This is a genomic window from Levilactobacillus sp. HBUAS70063 (assembly GCF_038374745.1).
In the GTDB taxonomy this organism is placed as follows: domain Bacteria; phylum Bacillota; class Bacilli; order Lactobacillales; family Lactobacillaceae; genus Levilactobacillus.
The window spans coordinates 196,662-214,046 of the sequence record NZ_JBANSM010000006.1; the positions used below are offsets into that span (position 1 = coordinate 196,662).

The 17,385-nt window shown below is 51.3% G+C and carries 17 protein-coding genes and 1 riboswitch; of the genes, 5 read left to right on the forward strand and 12 right to left on the reverse strand.

Annotated elements, in window-relative coordinates; all coding sequences use genetic code 11:
• Nucleotides 1-479: 479 nt before the first annotated feature.
• From serS to V8I28_RS10570, 4 genes are all read right to left on the reverse strand, one after another.
• A complete protein-coding gene (serS, locus tag V8I28_RS10555) occupies nucleotides 480-1,751 on the reverse strand; it encodes a serine--tRNA ligase (RefSeq protein WP_341780057.1) in 1,272 nt (423 codons plus the stop codon).
• A 786-nt stretch (nucleotides 1,752-2,537) separates the two neighbouring features.
• Nucleotides 2,538-3,170, reverse strand: a complete 633-nt coding sequence (locus tag V8I28_RS10560) for a deoxynucleoside kinase (protein WP_341780058.1) — start codon at nucleotides 3,168-3,170, stop codon at nucleotides 2,538-2,540.
• A 239-nt stretch (nucleotides 3,171-3,409) separates the two neighbouring features.
• Nucleotides 3,410-4,927, reverse strand: a complete 1,518-nt coding sequence (locus tag V8I28_RS10565; protein WP_445928205.1) for an amino acid permease — start codon at nucleotides 4,925-4,927, stop codon at nucleotides 3,410-3,412.
• 118 nt (nucleotides 4,928-5,045) lie between these two features.
• Nucleotides 5,046-5,227: riboswitch (Lysine riboswitch) on the reverse strand.
• 56 nt (nucleotides 5,228-5,283) lie between these two features.
• Nucleotides 5,284-5,832 carry a GNAT family N-acetyltransferase gene (locus V8I28_RS10570; RefSeq protein ID WP_341780059.1) on the reverse strand — a complete coding sequence of 183 codons (549 nt, stop codon included), beginning with the start codon at nucleotides 5,830-5,832 and terminating at the stop codon, nucleotides 5,284-5,286.
• A gap of 163 nt (nucleotides 5,833-5,995) precedes the next feature.
• Here V8I28_RS10570 and V8I28_RS10575 point away from each other — a divergent pair, with 163 nt between their 5' ends.
• The gene (locus tag V8I28_RS10575; RefSeq protein ID WP_341780060.1) at nucleotides 5,996-6,784 is read left to right on the forward strand and encodes an alpha/beta hydrolase; all 789 of its coding nucleotides are present in this window, start codon (nucleotides 5,996-5,998) and stop codon (nucleotides 6,782-6,784) included.
• 234 nt (nucleotides 6,785-7,018) lie between these two features.
• Here V8I28_RS10575 and V8I28_RS10580 read toward each other — a convergent pair whose 3' ends face one another.
• The 7 genes from V8I28_RS10580 to V8I28_RS10610 all read right to left on the reverse strand — a co-directional run bounded on the left by V8I28_RS10580 (nucleotide 7,019) and on the right by V8I28_RS10610 (nucleotide 12,990).
• On the reverse strand, nucleotides 7,019-7,687 hold the full coding sequence (locus V8I28_RS10580; protein WP_341780061.1) for a phosphatase PAP2 family protein: 669 nt from the start codon (nucleotides 7,685-7,687) through the stop codon (nucleotides 7,019-7,021).
• Nucleotides 7,688-7,807: 120 nt separating this feature from the next.
• The gene (locus V8I28_RS10585) at nucleotides 7,808-8,257 is read right to left on the reverse strand and encodes a threonine/serine exporter family protein (protein ID WP_341780062.1); all 450 of its coding nucleotides are present in this window, start codon (nucleotides 8,255-8,257) and stop codon (nucleotides 7,808-7,810) included.
• Between the two features lie 12 nt (nucleotides 8,258-8,269).
• Nucleotides 8,270-9,052 (reverse strand): threonine/serine exporter family protein, encoded by a 783-nt coding sequence (locus V8I28_RS10590; protein ID WP_341780063.1) that lies wholly within the window; start codon nucleotides 9,050-9,052, stop codon nucleotides 8,270-8,272.
• Nucleotides 9,053-9,315: 263 nt separating this feature from the next.
• Nucleotides 9,316-9,963 carry a metal-dependent transcriptional regulator gene (locus V8I28_RS10595; RefSeq protein ID WP_341780064.1) on the reverse strand — a complete coding sequence of 216 codons (648 nt, stop codon included), beginning with the start codon at nucleotides 9,961-9,963 and terminating at the stop codon, nucleotides 9,316-9,318.
• Nucleotides 9,964-10,015: 52 nt separating this feature from the next.
• Nucleotides 10,016-10,915, reverse strand: a complete 900-nt coding sequence (locus tag V8I28_RS10600) for a cation diffusion facilitator family transporter (protein ID WP_341780065.1) — start codon at nucleotides 10,913-10,915, stop codon at nucleotides 10,016-10,018.
• A gap of 274 nt (nucleotides 10,916-11,189) precedes the next feature.
• Nucleotides 11,190-11,753, reverse strand: coding sequence for a GNAT family N-acetyltransferase (locus V8I28_RS10605; RefSeq protein WP_341780066.1), 564 nt, complete (start codon nucleotides 11,751-11,753; stop codon nucleotides 11,190-11,192).
• Between the two features lie 793 nt (nucleotides 11,754-12,546).
• The gene (locus V8I28_RS10610) at nucleotides 12,547-12,990 is read right to left on the reverse strand and encodes a MerR family transcriptional regulator (RefSeq protein ID WP_341780067.1); all 444 of its coding nucleotides are present in this window, start codon (nucleotides 12,988-12,990) and stop codon (nucleotides 12,547-12,549) included.
• A gap of 216 nt (nucleotides 12,991-13,206) precedes the next feature.
• Between V8I28_RS10610 and V8I28_RS10615 the strand changes: the two genes are divergently transcribed.
• Complete coding sequence (locus V8I28_RS10615; protein WP_341780068.1) at nucleotides 13,207-14,694, forward strand: MDR family MFS transporter; 1,488 nt, start codon at nucleotides 13,207-13,209, stop codon at nucleotides 14,692-14,694.
• A complete protein-coding gene (locus V8I28_RS10620) occupies nucleotides 14,691-15,416 on the forward strand; it encodes a DUF4811 domain-containing protein (protein ID WP_341780069.1) in 726 nt (241 codons plus the stop codon). Before V8I28_RS10615 ends, V8I28_RS10620 begins: the two co-directional genes overlap by 4 nt.
• A 184-nt stretch (nucleotides 15,417-15,600) precedes the next feature.
• On the opposite strand, the gene V8I28_RS10625 is transcribed toward V8I28_RS10620, so the two are convergent.
• Nucleotides 15,601-15,882 (reverse strand): MerR family transcriptional regulator, encoded by a 282-nt coding sequence (locus tag V8I28_RS10625; protein ID WP_341780070.1) that lies wholly within the window; start codon nucleotides 15,880-15,882, stop codon nucleotides 15,601-15,603.
• Between the two features lie 347 nt (nucleotides 15,883-16,229).
• Here V8I28_RS10625 and V8I28_RS10630 point away from each other — a divergent pair, with 347 nt between their 5' ends.
• Together V8I28_RS10630 and V8I28_RS10635 are read left to right on the forward strand one after the other, a co-directional pair.
• Nucleotides 16,230-16,934, forward strand: a complete 705-nt coding sequence (locus tag V8I28_RS10630) for an AzlC family ABC transporter permease (protein WP_341780071.1) — start codon at nucleotides 16,230-16,232, stop codon at nucleotides 16,932-16,934.
• Nucleotides 16,925-17,260, forward strand: a complete 336-nt coding sequence (locus V8I28_RS10635; RefSeq protein ID WP_341780072.1) for an AzlD domain-containing protein — start codon at nucleotides 16,925-16,927, stop codon at nucleotides 17,258-17,260. Before V8I28_RS10630 ends, V8I28_RS10635 begins: the two co-directional genes overlap by 10 nt.
• Nucleotides 17,261-17,385 lie beyond the last annotated feature (125 nt).

A 17,385-nucleotide genomic window follows, 5' to 3' on the forward strand; every position in this document is an offset into this window, starting at 1 on the left:
CGACAGGACTAGTCGGTGAGCGCCTCACATTTAATGGTGCATAAATACTTAAGTTGTTTTCTCTATGTGCCTGCGGCCGGTCGTTATTGCCTACGGCTGGCTACCTTACCATTCGTGACAGGTGGACTGACGGCTCGCTATGGGCAGGACCAACCCGAGCTGTAGGGCGGCCTAATTCTTCGGCACCAATCGGGTAAACTCTCGCCAGCGAAGAATATCCCCTCGCATCATCGACCGGTCACAATTGACAAGTCACCCACGCCGGAGGAGGCCAGTAATGGAGCCAGCCGTGACAACGGTGTTAGCTGGCGTTTTATGCCAGCTTAGACCGTGGGACGACTTGGGAGACTCGCGGGCCTTGCGAGGCTTCCAAGCGAGCCGGAAGCCCGTTCCTTGGCTGTAGGCGGTCCCCACAGCGGCGGAATTGCTGGCAGCCGCAGGCAACTGCTGCATTTAACCAAGAAATGACTAACGATGAATTACTTGGTGATCTTCGTGACGCCGCCCATGTATGGAACCAGGACTTCTGGAATCGTGACGGAACCATCCGCGTTTTGGTAGTTTTCCAAAATAGCGGCAACAGTCCGGCCAACCGCCAAACCAGAACCGTTCAGTGCGTGGACATACTGCAACTTGCCGTTGTCATCGCGGTATTGAATGTGGGCCCGCCGTGCTTGGAAGTCCGTGGTGTTGGAGCAACTTGAGATTTCGCGATACGTGTTTTGTTCTGGGAACCAGACTTCCAAATCATGCGTCATGGCGGCCGTGAAGCTCATGTCGCTGGTGGTCAGCGTAATCACGTGGTAAGCCAACCCTAGCTTCTGTAAGAGGCTCTCAGCGTGTTTCGTCAAGGCTTCCAATTCGTCCCATGAGTTTTCTGGCTTACAGAACTTCACCATTTCAACCTTGTTAAATTGGTGAAGGCGAATCAATCCCCGGGTATCCCGGCCGGCACTCCCGGCTTCGGACCGGAACGCCGGCGTCAACGCCGTGAACCAGACTGGTAGGTCGGCTTCCGGAATCACTTCGTCACGGTAGTAGTTGACCAACGGCACTTCGGCGGTTGGAATCAACGTCATATCTTCATCCCGCAATTGGTAAACGTCTTGCTTGAACTTCGGGAATTGGCCGGTCCCGTACATGGAGTCATCGTTGACGATGTATGGGGGCAAGACTTCCTTGAAGCCCGCCTTGGTGTTTTCATCCAAGAAGAAGTTGTAGACGGCCCGTTCCAAACGCGCGCCCAGACCGAGGTAGTAGAGGTAACGACTCCCCGAAACCTTGGCCCCGGCTTCGAAGTCTAAAATCCCCAGATCTTCTCCCAGTTCATAGTGGGCCTTAGGCGTGAAGTCCATGTTCGGCTTCTCACCCCACTTGCGCAGTTCAACACTCCCGTCTTCCGTCAAACCAACGGGAACGTTGTCGTTAGGAATGTTCGGCAGGTGAGCCGCCGCGTCTTGGACCTGGGCCTTTAACGTATCGAGGTCGGCGTCAATCTTCTTGATATCGGCACTAACCTGACGCATTTCGGTAATCTTATCGTTGGCATCTTGCTTGTTCCGCTTGAGTTGGGAAATTTCATCGGACACCGTGTTCCGTTGGGCCTTCATCGTTTCACTCTTGACGATTAATTCCCGACGCTTAGCATCTAAAGCCAGTAAGTCGTCGATATCGGCTGGGTCGACTCCCCGCGTCGCTAACTTTTCTTTAATGAAATCTGGTTCTTGACGAATTAATTTTAAATCTAACATCTGCTTGCTCCCTTCGATTTTCCGGATGATACAAAAAAGGCCTCCGTCACATGGGACGAAGACCTTCGCGGTACCACCCAAGTTCATGACTGCAATCTTCAGCCATACCCTTGAACATGATAACGGTCTGCACCGTGCGGCATTACCCGCCCACTTTAGTTTGTGCTGGAATGTTCGACGTAGCGGTTTGCAGCTTTCCCCGCTTCTCTGGCCGTCTACTTGATAGGCACCTCGTGTTTTTGATTAAGCCCATCATACCGCATTTTCCCGGCGATGACAATTGCTAACTGGCTGGAAAATTAAAATTGATTTAGTCTGGTTCACGCTGGTCGCCTTACCGTTCGCCAAATTTGGCCTGGAACGCGGTGGGCAGGACGGCCCAAGCCAAAACCCGGTCTTGGCCCTCGCTTTGAGCCGCCAGCCCACGTCTCAAAGACGCCATTTCCCAAAAAAATCACTTGGGAAATCCCACGGCTGAGACCAAATTTGACTCACTCACGGCTAAACAGACTATTTGCAACCAGGTTGGCTAAGTCCCCCCAAAACCAGCAAGGTGATATTCCACTCGTTAATTTCATCCCCAATCGCTCACGATCATCGAAAAGGCCGCTACAACCGCAGTCAAGACTCAGGCCTACCAGCACTTCCCTATTTACCTAATCATCTGGTATCTTTCACCCGGCGAACGGTAAGGCGGCCAATCCCCCTGCGCCATCAACGGGTTCTCAAAAGAAAAAGTGCCAACCGCAGTCAGCACTTTTTCTAATGACGTTTCAGATGAACTGCCTAGAGTGAGGCAATCTTTTCGTCGATTAATTTTAAGACTTGTTGCCGCGCAGCTGGGTCTTCCACGAAGTCCAGCTTGTCGCCGTCGATCTGCATCTTCGGGGACTTGTCGTAGTTGTCGTACCAGTCCACGTAGCGTTGGTCGAGCTCCTTGTAGTACTCGAACAGGCTAGGGTCGTGGTCAATCTGTTCGTAGGACCGCCCGCGTTTCTTGATCCGTTCCAACATCGTCTCGAAGGAGATATTGATGTGAATCAACAGGTCCGGGTTCTTCTTGTGAACGGCGTCGGGTAATTCCTGCATCATGTTGGCCAGTAAGGAGTCGTAGATGTCCACTTCCGTGCTGGTTGCGCGACCGAGGTCGGCGTTCAGATGAAAGAGTAAGGAATCTTCGAAGATTGAACGGTCCAAGACACTTTCGTCATCGGCGTTAGCGGCCTTGATACTGTCTAAGCGTTTGTTTAAAAAGTAGATTTGCAATAAGAAAGCATACTTTTGTGGGTTTTGGTAAAACAGTGGCAAGATCTTATTGTCGTCCACCGATTCGTAAAAAGCTGGTTTGTGTAAGTGTTCGGCTAATAAGTTGGTTAAACTCGTCTTGCCGGCCCCAATTGTTCCTGATAGTACAAGCATGCTATCTCTCCTTTGATTTACGCACATTCCGGAAATCGTTTTCATCCGGTCTAAAATTCAACACTACATATTGTACCAACCCTATCCGTAAAAGACAATATGTCGTGGGAAATTCCCATTCGGCGATTTTAGCGTTCTGTCCCTTTGGGGGATACAAAACGGCGACCAGTCGGGATTCACTCGACCTAGTCGCCGTTTAACTTTTTTTATTTAATTAAAATCGCCCACACAATTTTAACCTAATCGTTTGTCGTATCACTCGTAACATTGGCAGATTCCTTTAGCGTCCCATCGCGGTGAACTGGGGAAACGTCAACGTCCTTCAACGGAATCAACTTCGTGTGCTTCTTGATCTTGTAGCCAATGTAGAGGACTAAGACCAACGGCACACTCATGTAAGTGACCAGCACTTGTTCCCAGTTACCAGTGAAGAAGGATTGTGGGTCTTGCCCAACAATCACAGCGATACAGAGGACTAAGGCCAAGACTGGACCTAATGGGAACCACTTTGCATGGTACTTCAATTCGGACAGCTTGTGACCTTGCAGGATAAATGCCCGACGGAACCGTAAGTGAGATAAGGCAATCCCGAACCAAGCGATGAACCCGGTCAACCCACTAGCAGCCACTAACCACATGTAAATCTTAGGGCCGGCAATACTACTGATGAAGGTCAAAGCGGCAATGATGGTCGTCGCAAACAAAGCAGGGTAAGGAATCCCGTTCTTACCAGTCCGTTCGAACAGCTTTGGTGCGTAACCTTCCTTGGAAAGGGAGAACAGCATCCGTGTTGACGCGTACATCCCGGAATTGGCAGCGGAGATAACGGCCGTTAAGATAACGGCGTTCATGACACTAGCGGCAGCGGCTAAACCAGCCCGTCTGAAGACCAACGTAAATGGACTGATGGCAATATCGCTAGCAGAAGATCCTAACAAATCGTGACTCGTGTATGGTAAGACAGCGGCGATAACAAAGATAGCAAGAATGTAGAATAAAATAATTCGCCAGAATACAGAATTGATTGCCTTAGGAACACTGTGTGACGGGTCCTTAGATTCACCGGCCGTGATACCAACTAATTCGGTACCTTGGAACGAGAACCCAGCGACCACGAACACACTCAGAATTGCGGGGAAACCACCCACGAATGGGGCCTTCTTGTACGTGAAGTTTTCCAAACCAGTGGCGTGACCACCCATGATACCCACGATGGTCATTAACCCAACGGCCAAGAAGACGAAGATCGTGACCACCTTGATCAGTGACATCCAGAACTCCGTTTCACCAAAGGCTTGAACGGAGAAGGCGTTGATGGTGAAGACCAAGAGCAACGCAACAGCACTCCAGATCCAACCGGGAACCCCGGGTAACCAGAACTTCATCACCAATGCGGCGGTTGAGATGTCAACGGCAACTGTAATCGCCCAGTTGAACCAGTAGTTCCAGCCCATGGCGAACCCTAACGCTGGGTCAACATACTTGGCGGAGTAAGCGGCGAACGAACCAGAGATTGGCATGTTCGTGGCCATTTCACCCAAGCTGGTCATCAGGAAGTAAACCATCAAACCCATGGCAATATACGCAACTAACGCACCACCAGGCCCGGCCGTCGAAATCGCCGACCCACTTGCGACGAATAACCCAGTTCCGATACAGCCACCTAACGCAATCATTGAAACGTGACGCGTCTTGAGTCCCCGCTTAACCTGATCAGAGGCCTCGCTGGTTGTTGCGTTTGACATGCTTTGTTCCATAATGTTTCCTCCTTCTTTTTATAGAAGGACTTCCTCGAAACGACCCAGTGAATTAAAAAACCTCTCCCGCAGAAAAGCTTTGCGAGAGAGATTGGAAAATTCATTATTCCAAGTCAATATCGTTGAAAGCGCCCCGCAGCCGATATTTGGCTGCGACAGTCCCTGATTTGTTAAACCAGGACCCAATCCCCGCACTAGGTAGTCACGCGAGAATTTCGGCAATCGCCCCTTTAACTTTCCGTCATCGGTGTTACCCACCTCAGGAAAGCGACTCATGTTGATTGCGCCTCTTCTATTCGATACATTGAAGTATACTCATGAATTCTGAAAATTGCAAGATTAAATTTAGATTAGCGTCAATTATTTTCCCAATAATTGAGGTCAAGGCGCAACAAAGCCTGTCGTTGCAACGTTTGGCTACCACCAATCACGCCGATTAATTGGTCACTGATTGTTTGGAAAGATAATTTTTCTAATAATCGCCAGGATTTCTCGTTGCTGAGCAGGCAATTCGCCCAGATGGTCTGGACCGGTGAGCCGTCTTGTGCCAGGTCATTGAGACAGGCCCGAACCGCCTCCGACATCAGCCCATGCCCCCAGAAGTCCGGGTCCATGAAGTAGCCGAGTTCCAGACTCGTTTCGTCCGGTGCCCCCTGCTCATCGACCCAGCCGTAGAAGAGGACAATGCCAATCAGCGCGTTCGTCCGGTGCAGGACCACCGCGTAGGACCGCGGGGCCTGGCGATCCGCGCGATACCAGTGGTGAACCTGTTGATCATCGGGATTGCCCATCAATCCCGCCGGCTGGGCAATCGCCGGGTTGGCCACCAAGCGTTTGTAGGCCGGATAATCACTGTCCGTTAACGGCCGCAAGTCCAATCGCGTTGTTTTTAAAATGGTCGTCACGCCGCCCCCTTCTTTCCACTAGGTTTTTTCACTAACTGCGTTACAATATAAGTATGTGTGTACGGTAGCCGAGACACCGCTGTTCAGCGTCCGCTATCGACCTCTTAATTTATAACGTACACTCATCTTACCATGTATTTGACTTTATCAAGGAGGATTCGTCATGAAAATTATTACCCAGTCGCTGGCTGAAAACTCCGCGGCTTACCTACAAGGCTATCTCCGTCAGGGAGACGCCACTACCTATCCGGCAATGATTATTGTGCCCGGGGGATCTTACACCCACATCCCGGAACAACAGGCCGAAGACTTAGCGCTGGCCTGGTCCGCACGCGGCTACCAAGCCTTCTTCCTACGCTACAGCTTCGTCGGGGAAAAGACACCCCTACTGCCGGCACCGGTGGTTGAATTGGCCCAAAGTGTTGCGGCCATCCGCCAACACGCGGCCGACTGGCAGGTCGATGCGGCTAAAATCTCGGTAGCCGGCTTCTCCGTGGGCGGGCACATCGTGGCGTTGTTCAACGACCTCTGGCACGATGCTAAGATTAACCAGCTGGCTGGGACCCAACCCGAACAGGTAAAGCCCCATGCCGTTATTCTCGGCTATCCCGTGATTTCACCCAAGCTGGGCTTTCCAACCGATCAACAGGTCTTAGCCAGTTGGACCAGTGATCCCGACAGCATCGCCGCAGATGAGCTGGTCAACGACCAAAACGTGCCGACCTTCGTCTGGGTAACGGCTGCCGACCCACTGGTTCCGGTCCAAAACGCCATGAGTTACGCGCAGGCCTCGCTGGCCCATCACGTGGATACGGACCTGCACGTCTTCCACCACGGCTCTCACGGCTTAGCCTTAGCCAATCACGTGACGGCTTGGAAGCCGGGAACGGCGCTACCACATGTGGCCCACTGGATGGACCTCGCCAACGAATGGTTGGACGAACTGGATTAATCATGAGATTCCGCCTGCCGTGGCGAAGACCATTGAGGCAAGCTAGTCTGAACTGGCCGCCTACCGTTCACCCCAGCTGAGCTGGCGCGCGGCGGGCAGGACGCCCGTCAGGCATCAGCTAAAGCTAGAACCCGATTAGGCGGACATGGGGTTATCCAAACTTACCATCAACTCAATAAATTTATGAAGAAAAAGACATGGCCGCTAACGACCATGTCTTTTGACGTTTTACCCTTAAACTTCGGATTTCTTAAGCAACGGCCAATGTTGCATCACCGGTGCAAGGCGGATGTACAGCCCCTCGGCTACCTGTAGCCACAGGTAGGCCAGCAGAACGGCCCCAATCGTATCCGTTGGGAAGTGCGCGTTGAGGTAAACTCGCGAAATCATCACCAGCAGCATCCACACAATCAGGATGATTCGCAAGAACCACGCCTTCCAGGACTTTTCAATCATCGGTAGCAGAATCACCCAAATCATGGCAACGACTAAAAATGTCCCAAAAACATGTCCACTGGGGAAACTAAACCCATCGTCAATGGCTAAATGGGTTGAGGGCCGGGCCCGCGCCACCAGTTTCTTGACCAGCGCGGCAATCACATCCCCACCCGCTAAGGTCGCTAGGCACCATAACGCCGGGATCTTGAATTTAAAGCCCCACAAGAAGAAGGCGATAATCAACGCCCAAATAATAGCAAGTTTCGGTTCCGCTAGACTGGTGACGCCCCGATACAGTAGCGTCTTCCAATCCGGCTGATTTTTTTGAATGACGTCAATAATTGAAGAATCCAAAAAATCCACGTAAGCGTTTTGGGCCTTAACAAAGTAGGCCACAATCAGGAATAACACCGTAGTTAAGGTAAACTTCCACGGTCGATCCCGATCTCGATTAAATAACATCATGATAAAAATTCCTTTCGTCATACCCGATTCTGGGAAACCCCTAGCAATGAGTATACCACCCCACCGCGAGATTTCTAGGCTCCGCGCGAGATTAACAGATTTCCTTAAAGTCTCCTTAACTTATCTGCGATGGCGCCACACCCGTTGCTGGACTCGGTTGACCAGTTCCGAGAGGAGAAAGCCAAAGGCGATGGCCCCAGAGATCATGACCACCTGAATCAAAAAGGTAAAGGCTGTCGCGTTTTGCCCTAGTGCAAAGTATTTAATCATCTGATAGGCTTGACCCCCGGGAACCAGCGGCACCAGCGCCGGAATGTTGAAGAGAATCATCGGCATCTTCTTGATGCGCGCGGCCTGAAGCGAGGCCACCCCGATCACGACGGCCCCCAGCATGTTGCCCACGACATACCCGCCGCCCCAGATGACGAGGAATTTGTACACAAAGTAACCCAATACGCCAATCCAGCCGGCGTAGTTCAACGCCCGCCGCGGAATGTTCAGGAGAATGCCGAAGCCAATGGTGGCTACGTAATTTCCCGCAGCCTCAATAAAAAATTCAGTAATAGACATCTGGCAGCCTCCCTAAAGAAATTGTAAGACCATGGCAATGCCAAAGCCAATCGCCGCGGCACTCACCAGGGCCTCGACCCCTCTGGCCGGACCACTCACCAGATTACCGGCCAGAATGTCACGAACCGAGTTGGTAATCGGCACCCCGGGAACCAGCGGCATGACGCTCCCGATAATGATGTCGTCCACGCTATTGCCCAATCCCAAATGGACCGACCAGATGGCCAGCACCCCAATCGTGGCCGCGGCCGCGAATTCGGACAGGAATCGAATCTGAATGAATTTGCTCAGGAGATAGAAGACTAACCAGCCCACGGTCCCCACGACACAGGTAATCCAGAAGTCCGGTAGGTTGTGGCGAAAGACCACTTCCAGCGGCCCACTGACCATGGCCGCCGCTAGGAGCTGAAGCCAAAAGGGAAAGTATTTGGTGGACTTATCCAGATGATCCAATTGATTTGAAAATTGTTGGAGCGTAATCTTATGCGCCGCGAATTGCCGCGAGAGGTCATTGACCACAGAGATTTTTTCCAAGTCAAAGGTCCGCCGTTTGACGGGCTCAATCTGCGCGCCAACCTCGCCGTTAATCGCCATTAAAATTCCAGTGATCATCACGAAGAGCTGACTGGTCTTAGCACCCGCATTGTGGGCAATCCGCTCCATGGTATCCTCGACCCGCTCGACTTCCGATCCATTCTCAATCATGATGCGCCCAGCGGTTAAGGCTGTATGTAAAATTAACTGGTCCCGTTTCTTCTGACTACTCACGCTCAGTCCCTCCCGCCGGTTTTTCATTCATTATACGACAGTCGATGGGGTTCTGGCAGTAACAATCTGACGGATTGCGCAAATACTTAAGAATTCGGTACCCATCTTGCTGGGGACACTGGTTACGTTTTGAGGGGACTGGTCGCCTTACTACTTAATCAAACACCACAACGTCAGCGAGCTTCGTCATGCTCACCTACCGTAAGAAAGTAATCTTTTAGCCCCTACCCATCATTTCTTACCAAAATGTACGAAAAAAGCGGCAGCTCCTCGCCACCGCTCTTCATTATTTAATTGATAAAGATGTAGTGCGCCGCCTTGTAGCTGACGATGAGTTCGGCGTCATCCGTCAAGTTCTGAACGGTCACCGGTCCCTCGAACGGGTCGTGCTTGATGATGCGCAGTTGGTCGCCAATATCTAACTTGAGGTCGCCCAGATACGTCAGTAAATCCCGGTTGTCGATGAACCGATCGACGGTCACGACCGAACCGTCCTTCGCGTCGTTGAGCACGGTGTGGCTGTCTTCGTGGTAGTGTCCGTACCGGTCGGGAATGACCCCGCCGTGCGGACAATGCGTGGGGTGTCCCAGCATGTCATCCAGCGAATTAATTAACTTGGGACTCGTCACATGCTCCAAAACCTCGGCCTCCTCGTGGACATCGGGCAATTCATAACCCAACTTCTCCACCAAGAAGTCTTCCCAGATCCGGTGCTTACGAACCAAGTCCTCCGCCAGTCGGATGCCCCTATTGGTCAGGGAAATGCCGGCGTAAGGCGTGTGTTCGGCCAGGCCCTCCGCCGTCATCTTGTTGACCATTTCGGTTACCGAACCGGCAGCAATATTCAAGCTGATCGCAATCTGCTTATTGGAGACTTTCTTTTGTTTGCCTCCCAGCTCAAAAATAATTTTTAAATAATCCTCCTTCATCGGAGTCATCACTGTTCACCTCATCTAAATTAAATACCAACTCATCAATTCGACTGTCCCCCTACTCGTGGCGCCAATCATTCTGATCATAAAATAAGGACTCGTGTTCTCCCCGATGACACTCCGCCTGAATCGTCACATGATTTACATTATACTTCCGACAGAGCAAGGTTTCAATCTGTCGGTAAATCGGCTCAATCTGAGCCAATGGTAAATTGTCCATATTCACGTGAACCGAAAAGATAATGTTGTTCTCGTCAATCTGCCAAGCGTGCAGGTGATGGACGCCTTCAACGCCAGGCAAGGCCTCAAGGTCGGTCGCAATGGCCTCATAGTTCAGGTGCGGCGAGGCCTCCATCAGAATTCCCAGCGTTTGTTTGATAATCGGCCAGGACTCCCAGGCGATGTAGCCACCCACAAGAATCGTAATCAGCGGATCGACCCACTCCACCTGCCACAGCGTAATCATCAACGCCCCGATGATCACCCCGACCGAGGCCAGCGCATCGCTCAACAGGTGCAGGTAGGTCGCGCGAATGTTGAGGTTATGTTGGGCCCCGTGATTGAGGAGAATCGTAGACAAGAGGTTGGCCACGAAGCTAACCACGGCCACGCCCAACATCACCGTCCCCTGAACCGGCTCCGGATGAAGTATCCGGCGGACCGCCTCAACGGCTAGAATCACGTAGATGACCAGCAGCACCAAGGCATTCAGCAACGCGGCCAGAATCTCCGCGCGCCGGTAGCCGTAGGTGTTGGCCCGCGTCTGTTGCCGCCCGCCAATCCGATGGGCCGCGTAGCTCAGGACAATCGAGAGGGCATCACCGAAGTTATGGAAGGCATCGGACAGGAGCGAAAGACTCCCGGACAATAACCCACCTAAAAATTCAAAGACCGTGATGACCACATTTAAGATGGTGACCAAGAAAAATCGGCCACCCGATAGACTCCGTTTCTCCATTGCTAACCGCCCCCATGGTTGACTACCCCTATTATCGCAGAATTTAGGTCGAATGAAAAGGTGGTTTTCGGGGAACCTGACTTTTACGCAACCGACACCGCCTAGCACGAGATGCTTAACTCACCCGAATTTGCGAGGAAGTGAGGCCGTCCATCCCCGGTGCAATGGGATTTATGATACTAAAAAAGGATTGATCCTGCCATGAAAGCGGAATCAATCCTACTATTATATATACGTTAATTTAACAGATCGTTAACCTTAGTGACGCCGTGACTTACTTGGTGGTCACCGAGTGAACCACGTGAGCTGGCTGAACGTTAGCCGTCAGTCGTTCGTAAGCGAAGTCCTTAACCCCGGGCATATCCACCGCGGCTAAGTCAATCGTCCCGGTCTCCGTGAAGCCATTCTTCTTGATGACGTGTTGCATCGCCATATTTTGTGGATGCGTATCAATCCGAATACTTTCAATATCGGCGGCTTGGTCAATCTGTTCAAAGAGGCGACTGAACAGTTCACCGGCTAAGCCCCGGCCATGATGGTGACTGGATACCGCTACACGGTGAATCGCCAGGTACGGCGCCTGTTTGGTCAACCACTGACCTTCAATCTGTTTGTACGTTGGGTCTTCGCCCGGAATAATGGCGGCAGTCCCCAAGATTTCATTGTTCTCTTCCAACACGACCGTCCACCCTTGGTGAATGTCGTCAACTAAGACCGCCGTGTTGGGGTAAGCGCCCTGCCACTGATCAATTGCTTGGGCCGCCAATAATTCACGACCATCACGAATGATTGATTCAATTTGTGGTAAGTCCGCCATAGTAGCTTGTCGTAACAGCATGTGTAACACCATCCTTCATGTTTTTGGTTTAAAGCGATTTTGTAATATTAACACGCTGACGAGGAAATACAACCATCTTGACCAACTTTTTTCTTCTGTGTAAATTGACACAAATGAAAAAGCCGGTCTCATCGCTTTCACGAGAAATTTCCAGCTTCATTTTTCTTTCATTTTCTCATGATCTTCTCACTAATGATTGGCCGTAATCGGGATGCGGTTTTCATCAGGACTTGCTGAACTGGCCGCCTTGCCGTTCGCGGAATCTAGGTTGGATCGCTGGGGAAGGCCGGCCCAAGCCACAACGCCCGGTTAAGCACGTAACGCCAGTCATTACCTTAGCCATTTGTCAGACGATGAATCAAATCATCCCCTAGTCGCCAAGTTCTCGTTACTTCAGGTATCCAAGTCTTGACTGTTCGCTGGTTTCTTTCCCTAACTTCCCCAAAAAAAGCGCAAAAAAAACGACCGGTCAAGAACTTTCTAAACTTGACCGGTCGCCACGGGAGCCGCCCCTAGGCGAGAGAAAAATCAAAACAGTCTTAATTTTTCAAAAAACACGTCGTTTAGGTTTCACGATTGCTTACGTCAACTTGTGCCGACGTAGTCCATGCGCGAGATAAACGCGCTATTACTCATGGTTATTCGCCTGGTTTCACAACACGTCAACAACATGATTGACCACCAATCCAGCCAGAAGATCGATTGGCATCGAAAGTTTTTTCTGCCTAGGGCATAAAGAACCTCCCGTGTCTTCAGATTACCATTGTTACCGCCGATAAACAATCAAATACGCCTATTTTGCGGTCGGAATCAGCTTAAACTGCCATTTCCCGGCAATGCGTTCCGCCACCAGGTCCTGGGTGGGGTCCGGATCGAACGGCCCCATATTAATCTGAATATGATCCTCATCGTCCATCTGAATCTGCGCAAACCGCCCATCCACGAAGGACCGCAACGTATCGAAGACGGCATCGCGCTGCTGAGACTGCTTAACGGCCGCCACTAGCGTGAGCCCCTCGTCTTGCAGCGTCTTAATCTGCTGGACCTTTAACAGCGTCTTATAGCTGAATTTACGATTCTTCCGGCCCGCCACCACGCGACTTTGGATATAACCCTTACGTTCCCAGTAACGCAGCTGACTTTGAGAAACGCCCGTTGCCGCGGCGACGTCGCCAATTCCTAAGACCAAGTGCTCCACTGGAAATTTTTTAATTAATTCTGTTTCATCATTAATCATGACCGATCACCCACCTTCCGATTTCTGCCAATTTTGAAAATGCCCGTTTATCTACAATGAAAGCGTTTGTGATTTTTGTGAACTAATTTAAAGTCATTGTTCGCTTTTCTCCAACCAGTATATATTTTTTAAAATGCATGTCAAGCTAGTTGACAAATTAGTTCATTCTGCGTATAGTGATTCCAGAATTAATTTTAGGAAAAAGAGGGAATTACTTTGGGAAATGCAACAGTTGATACAAACGGCAAGCCCTACAACCGGAACCTCCTGGTTGTACTCCTATTAATTGGGACTTTCTGTACCGTTTTAAACCAAACCATTTTAAGTACGGCCTTTCCAACCTTAATGAAGGCCTTTGATGTCTCGACCTCAACCGTTCAATGGTTGACCACGGGCTTTCTGTTAGTCAACGGGATTATGATTCCCATTAGTGCTTGGTTGCTGAACACCATCAGCTCCAAGGTTTTGTATATCAGTGCCATGACGACCTTCCTCGTTGGGACGATTACCTGCTGGGCCGCCGTTAACTTTCCCATGTTACTGGCCGGCCGGCTGATTCAGGCCGTCGGGGTTGGGGTTTCCATGCCACTCCTCCAGACCATGATGCTGACCATCTTCCCCGCCAACAAGCGCGGGACGGCCATGGGGCTCGCCGGTATCGTTATCGGTCTGGCACCAGCCATTGGCCCGACGCTTTCCGGGTGGGTCATTGACAACTGGACTTGGCGCGACCTCTTCGGCATGATTATTCCAATCGTGGCCATCGTCATCATCGCCAGCTTCTGGATTATGCGTAGCGTTTTGGAAACGCGCAAGGAACCCTTAGATGTCCTGTCAGCCATTCTCTCCACCATCGGGTTCGGGAGCATGCTGTACGGCTTCTCCTCCGTTGGGGATGACGGCTGGGGCAGCGTGAAGGTTCTGTCTACCTTGGTCATTGGGTTCGTCTTCGTGGGATTATTCGTTTGGCGTCAGCTCGTCATGGACGATCCTTTCCTGAACTTCCGAGTTTACAAGTCCAAGCAATTTACGGTTTCAGCCATCTTGAGTTCCGTGGTTAACATGGCCATGGTCGGTGTTGAAATGGTCATTCCCCTTTACCTCCAAATGGTTAAAGGGATGTCGGCCTTTCATTCCGGACTGACGCTGTTAGCCGGCGCCTTGATGATGGGGATTATGAGTCCGATTACCGGGCGGGCATTTGACCGCTTCGGGGCGAAACGCTTAGCCACGATGGGGATGTTCCTCTTAACGGTTGGGACCTTACCCTTCGTTTGGATTACGAAGAACACCTCGACGCTGTACATCGTGATTCTCTACGCTATCCGGATGTTTGGGATCGCCATGGTCATGATGCCAGCCACGACCGCCGGGATGAACGCTTTGCCGATGAACATGATTTCTCATGGGACCGCCGTAAACAACACGCAGCGGCAAGTCGCCAGCTCCGTCGGGACGGCCATCATGGTCAGTGTCTTAACGAACGTTACCAAGAACAGTATGCCGGCTAAACACGTCTTAACCACTAACCCTCTGAGCTACGCCTCCCGGGCCATCGATGCCACGTTGAACGGGTATCACGCTGCCTTCTGGATTGCCATCGGGTTCAGCGTGGTTGCCCTGTTCGTGGCCTTCCAGTTAAAAGGCTCCCACTCCGTTCACATGGCGGATGAAGATTCTATCAAAGGAGGTGCCGCAAAGTGATAGTGATTACGTTAGTTCTCTGTGCGGTCCTCGCTTTCGTTTTCTACGTGTACCTGTCCAACCGGGTACTGGCTAATAGCCTGACCGTGCTCGCCATCATTGGCCTGCTCACCAGTGTCTTCTTCATGGTGAAAAACGATCATGACCACTACGGCCTGCACAACGTGACGACCACTTCGACGCAAAAGATTTACTCGGCTTCCCCTTCAAAACAGATGCCGATGATGATTTACCAATCCATTGGAACGGCCGACAAGCACCAGGTCTACGTCCACAAGACCAGTGCCAACGCCAAGAAGACCAGTCACACCAAGGCTAAGGTCACCACGAAAAACGTGGTCAAGCGGACGACTGGGGCCAACCGGATTGTGACCAAAAAGGTTTATCGCGAATACAAGAATGATATGTACAGTTTCTGGTTCGGTCTTTCCGGCAACGGTCACCAGTACGTGAAGGAAACCAACACCATTTACATCAATAAGAATTGGACCGTGTTGAGTGCTCAGCAAGCCAAGAAGCTCCAGAAGATGGCCAGCTCCAAGGCCTTCAAGGCTAAGCAAAAGACGGCCGCCACTGCCTACGTCAAGCAACAAGTCATGGCAGCGATGACCAAGAACCCAACCATGTCCGCAGCAGAACAGAAGAAAGTTACCCAGCAAGCCGCGGCCGCTTACCAAGCCAAGGCCATGCAACAGCTAATCAAGCAAGTTAAGGCTGAATAGTCGGTAACGCCCTAGGCAATCACCCGCGCGGTGGTTGCCTTTTTTGTGATTTCAAGCCGGTCGCTCAGCCCGTAAGGCCGCCCCCGACCTAACGGCTTGACCCAACCGCCCCACTCTGCGCAAAAAATAACGCCTGCGGCTAAACAGCACGGCGTTAATTGGTTCCATATTTACACGTTTGTTACTAAACTTGCATGAGTCGAGATTGACCCTTCCGGCATCGTGGCATCAGGCCGGATAAGTCGTCTAAAGACGTCCCGTTATCCTGAAAACACTGAATCATGTCGATCCAGTAGAGATCCGAATCGTCAAATTCCGTTGCAGAGTGGTCAGTCCCTAGCAAGCCATGCTGAACGTATTCCGTGATTCGGCTGGCATCAACATTAGCTGCCTTTGCCAGTTCAGTTAAGTTCATCTTCATCATCTTTACCCCGCTTTCTTCTTTGTTAATGAGAGTATCATACAACCCCCATCGGCAAAAAGCAAGGCTTTTCAGCTAAGTATTTTTCACAGAAATTTTACATTTCGATTGCAGATTGGGCTAGGCCAGTCAAAAGGCCAACAATTCCCGTCGTAGCAAGGTTTTGTTGCGAATCATTGGGTTAGTGACGAGTTAAGTTTTAGGGACTGATAACTTTTTCTTAGACCCGGTTAAGCGCTCACATTTTGGTCTCATTTAAACGCCTTTTCCCTCGCAAAATCGGTAAATTTCGAAAGTCGATCAAACAATTAAGATTCCTGGTTTACCTTCGCCCGTGATAGCGCTAGACTGGTAAATAACTTCATTAATTTTTCATGAGAGGAAGTCTGTCTATGGGTCCATCACTAACCTTTAAGACTGGCGTCCGCGATGTCTTACCGACCGTTTTTGGCTACATTGGCGTTGGCCTAGCATTCGGAATTGTCGCGCACACCAGTCATCTCAGCTTACTGGTCGTGGGTGGCATGTCCTTTATTGTCTACGCCGGCTCGGCGCAATTCATCATTACCAGCATGCTCCTCCTCCACGATCCCCTGTCCGCCATTTTTATTTCTACTTTTCTGGTCAACTCCCGGATGATTCTGATGAGTACCAGTCTGGCCCAGTATTTCCGGCACGAATCACTCCTGAAGAATCTCCTAATCGGCACCCTCGTCACCGACGAGACCTTCGCGTTGGCCATGAACAAGCAGAACCGCACCCAGGGTAAGCTCAGCTTTGCTTGGCAGTCCGCCGCTAATCTGGTGGCCTACCTGGTCTGGGGCCTGGCCACCATTGTCGGCGCCATTCTCGGCGGGATGATTGCCAATCCCACGCAATTTGGCTTCGACTTCGCACTGACCGCGATGTTCATCGGCCTGGTGTACTTGCAACTCATCAGTGACCGGCACCTGGGGCTATCCCTCCAGTTAACGGTCATGGTCTTTGTCGCGCTGGTCTACTACTTTGCGATTGGTCTGATGAGCCAGAACTTTGCCCTGCTGGTCGCCACGGTTGCCGGCTGTCTATTCGGAATGGAGATGAAGAAATGTCGATGACACTAACTGAACTCTGGGTGATTCTCGGCTGCGGCGTGATTACCGTGGCGTCTCGCGTCTTACCCTTCGCCTTTGTCAAACAGGTTAAGATGCCGGCGTGGCTGATTAATTTTCTCACCTTCGTGCCGATTACCATCATGACGGCGCTGTGCTGCCAAAGTCTCTTCGTGGCCAATCCCGGGCACTTCGCAACCCTTAACGTGGCCAATTGTCTGGCGGCCATCCCCGCCACCCTCGCCGGCATCCTCACAAAGAGCCTCCTGATGGTCGTTGTCGTGGGCATCATGGCGATGGCGGTGCTTCGCTACTTCGCAATCGGCGGTTAATGGCCAGTTGGGTTGGAACTGGCCGCCTTACCGTTCGCCAAACTTGGTCTGGAACGCGGTGGGCAGGACGGGGAAAGCCAAAGCCCGGTCTTTCCCCTCGCTTTGAGCCGAAGAATCACGTCTCA

What these genes read in the sequence shown, in the direction of transcription:
- V8I28_RS10565 (WP_445928205.1), bottom strand. Translation starts at nt 4,927, where the DNA reads ATGGAACAAAGCATGTCAAACGCAACAACCAGCGAGGCCTCTGATCAG.
- V8I28_RS10605 (WP_341780066.1), bottom strand. Translation starts at nt 11,753, where the DNA reads ATGCTGTTACGACAAGCTACTATGGCGGACTTACCACAAATTGAATCA.
- V8I28_RS10630 (WP_341780071.1), top strand. Translation starts at nt 16,230, where the DNA reads ATGGGTCCATCACTAACCTTTAAGACTGGCGTCCGCGATGTCTTACCG.
- V8I28_RS10580 (WP_341780061.1), bottom strand. Translation starts at nt 7,687, where the DNA reads ATGATGTTATTTAATCGAGATCGGGATCGACCGTGGAAGTTTACCTTA.
- V8I28_RS10635 (WP_341780072.1), top strand. Translation starts at nt 16,925, where the DNA reads ATGTCGATGACACTAACTGAACTCTGGGTGATTCTCGGCTGCGGCGTG.
- V8I28_RS10600 (WP_341780065.1), bottom strand. Translation starts at nt 10,915, where the DNA reads ATGGAGAAACGGAGTCTATCGGGTGGCCGATTTTTCTTGGTCACCATC.
- V8I28_RS10595 (WP_341780064.1), bottom strand. Translation starts at nt 9,963, where the DNA reads ATGACTCCGATGAAGGAGGATTATTTAAAAATTATTTTTGAGCTGGGA.
- serS (WP_341780057.1), bottom strand. Translation starts at nt 1,751, where the DNA reads ATGTTAGATTTAAAATTAATTCGTCAAGAACCAGATTTCATTAAAGAA.
- V8I28_RS10610 (WP_341780067.1), bottom strand. Translation starts at nt 12,990, where the DNA reads ATGATTAATGATGAAACAGAATTAATTAAAAAATTTCCAGTGGAGCAC.
- V8I28_RS10560 (WP_341780058.1), bottom strand. Translation starts at nt 3,170, where the DNA reads ATGCTTGTACTATCAGGAACAATTGGGGCCGGCAAGACGAGTTTAACC.
- V8I28_RS10590 (WP_341780063.1), bottom strand. Translation starts at nt 9,052, where the DNA reads ATGAAAAACCGGCGGGAGGGACTGAGCGTGAGTAGTCAGAAGAAACGG.
- V8I28_RS10585 (WP_341780062.1), bottom strand. Translation starts at nt 8,257, where the DNA reads ATGTCTATTACTGAATTTTTTATTGAGGCTGCGGGAAATTACGTAGCC.
- V8I28_RS10575 (WP_341780060.1), top strand. Translation starts at nt 5,996, where the DNA reads ATGAAAATTATTACCCAGTCGCTGGCTGAAAACTCCGCGGCTTACCTA.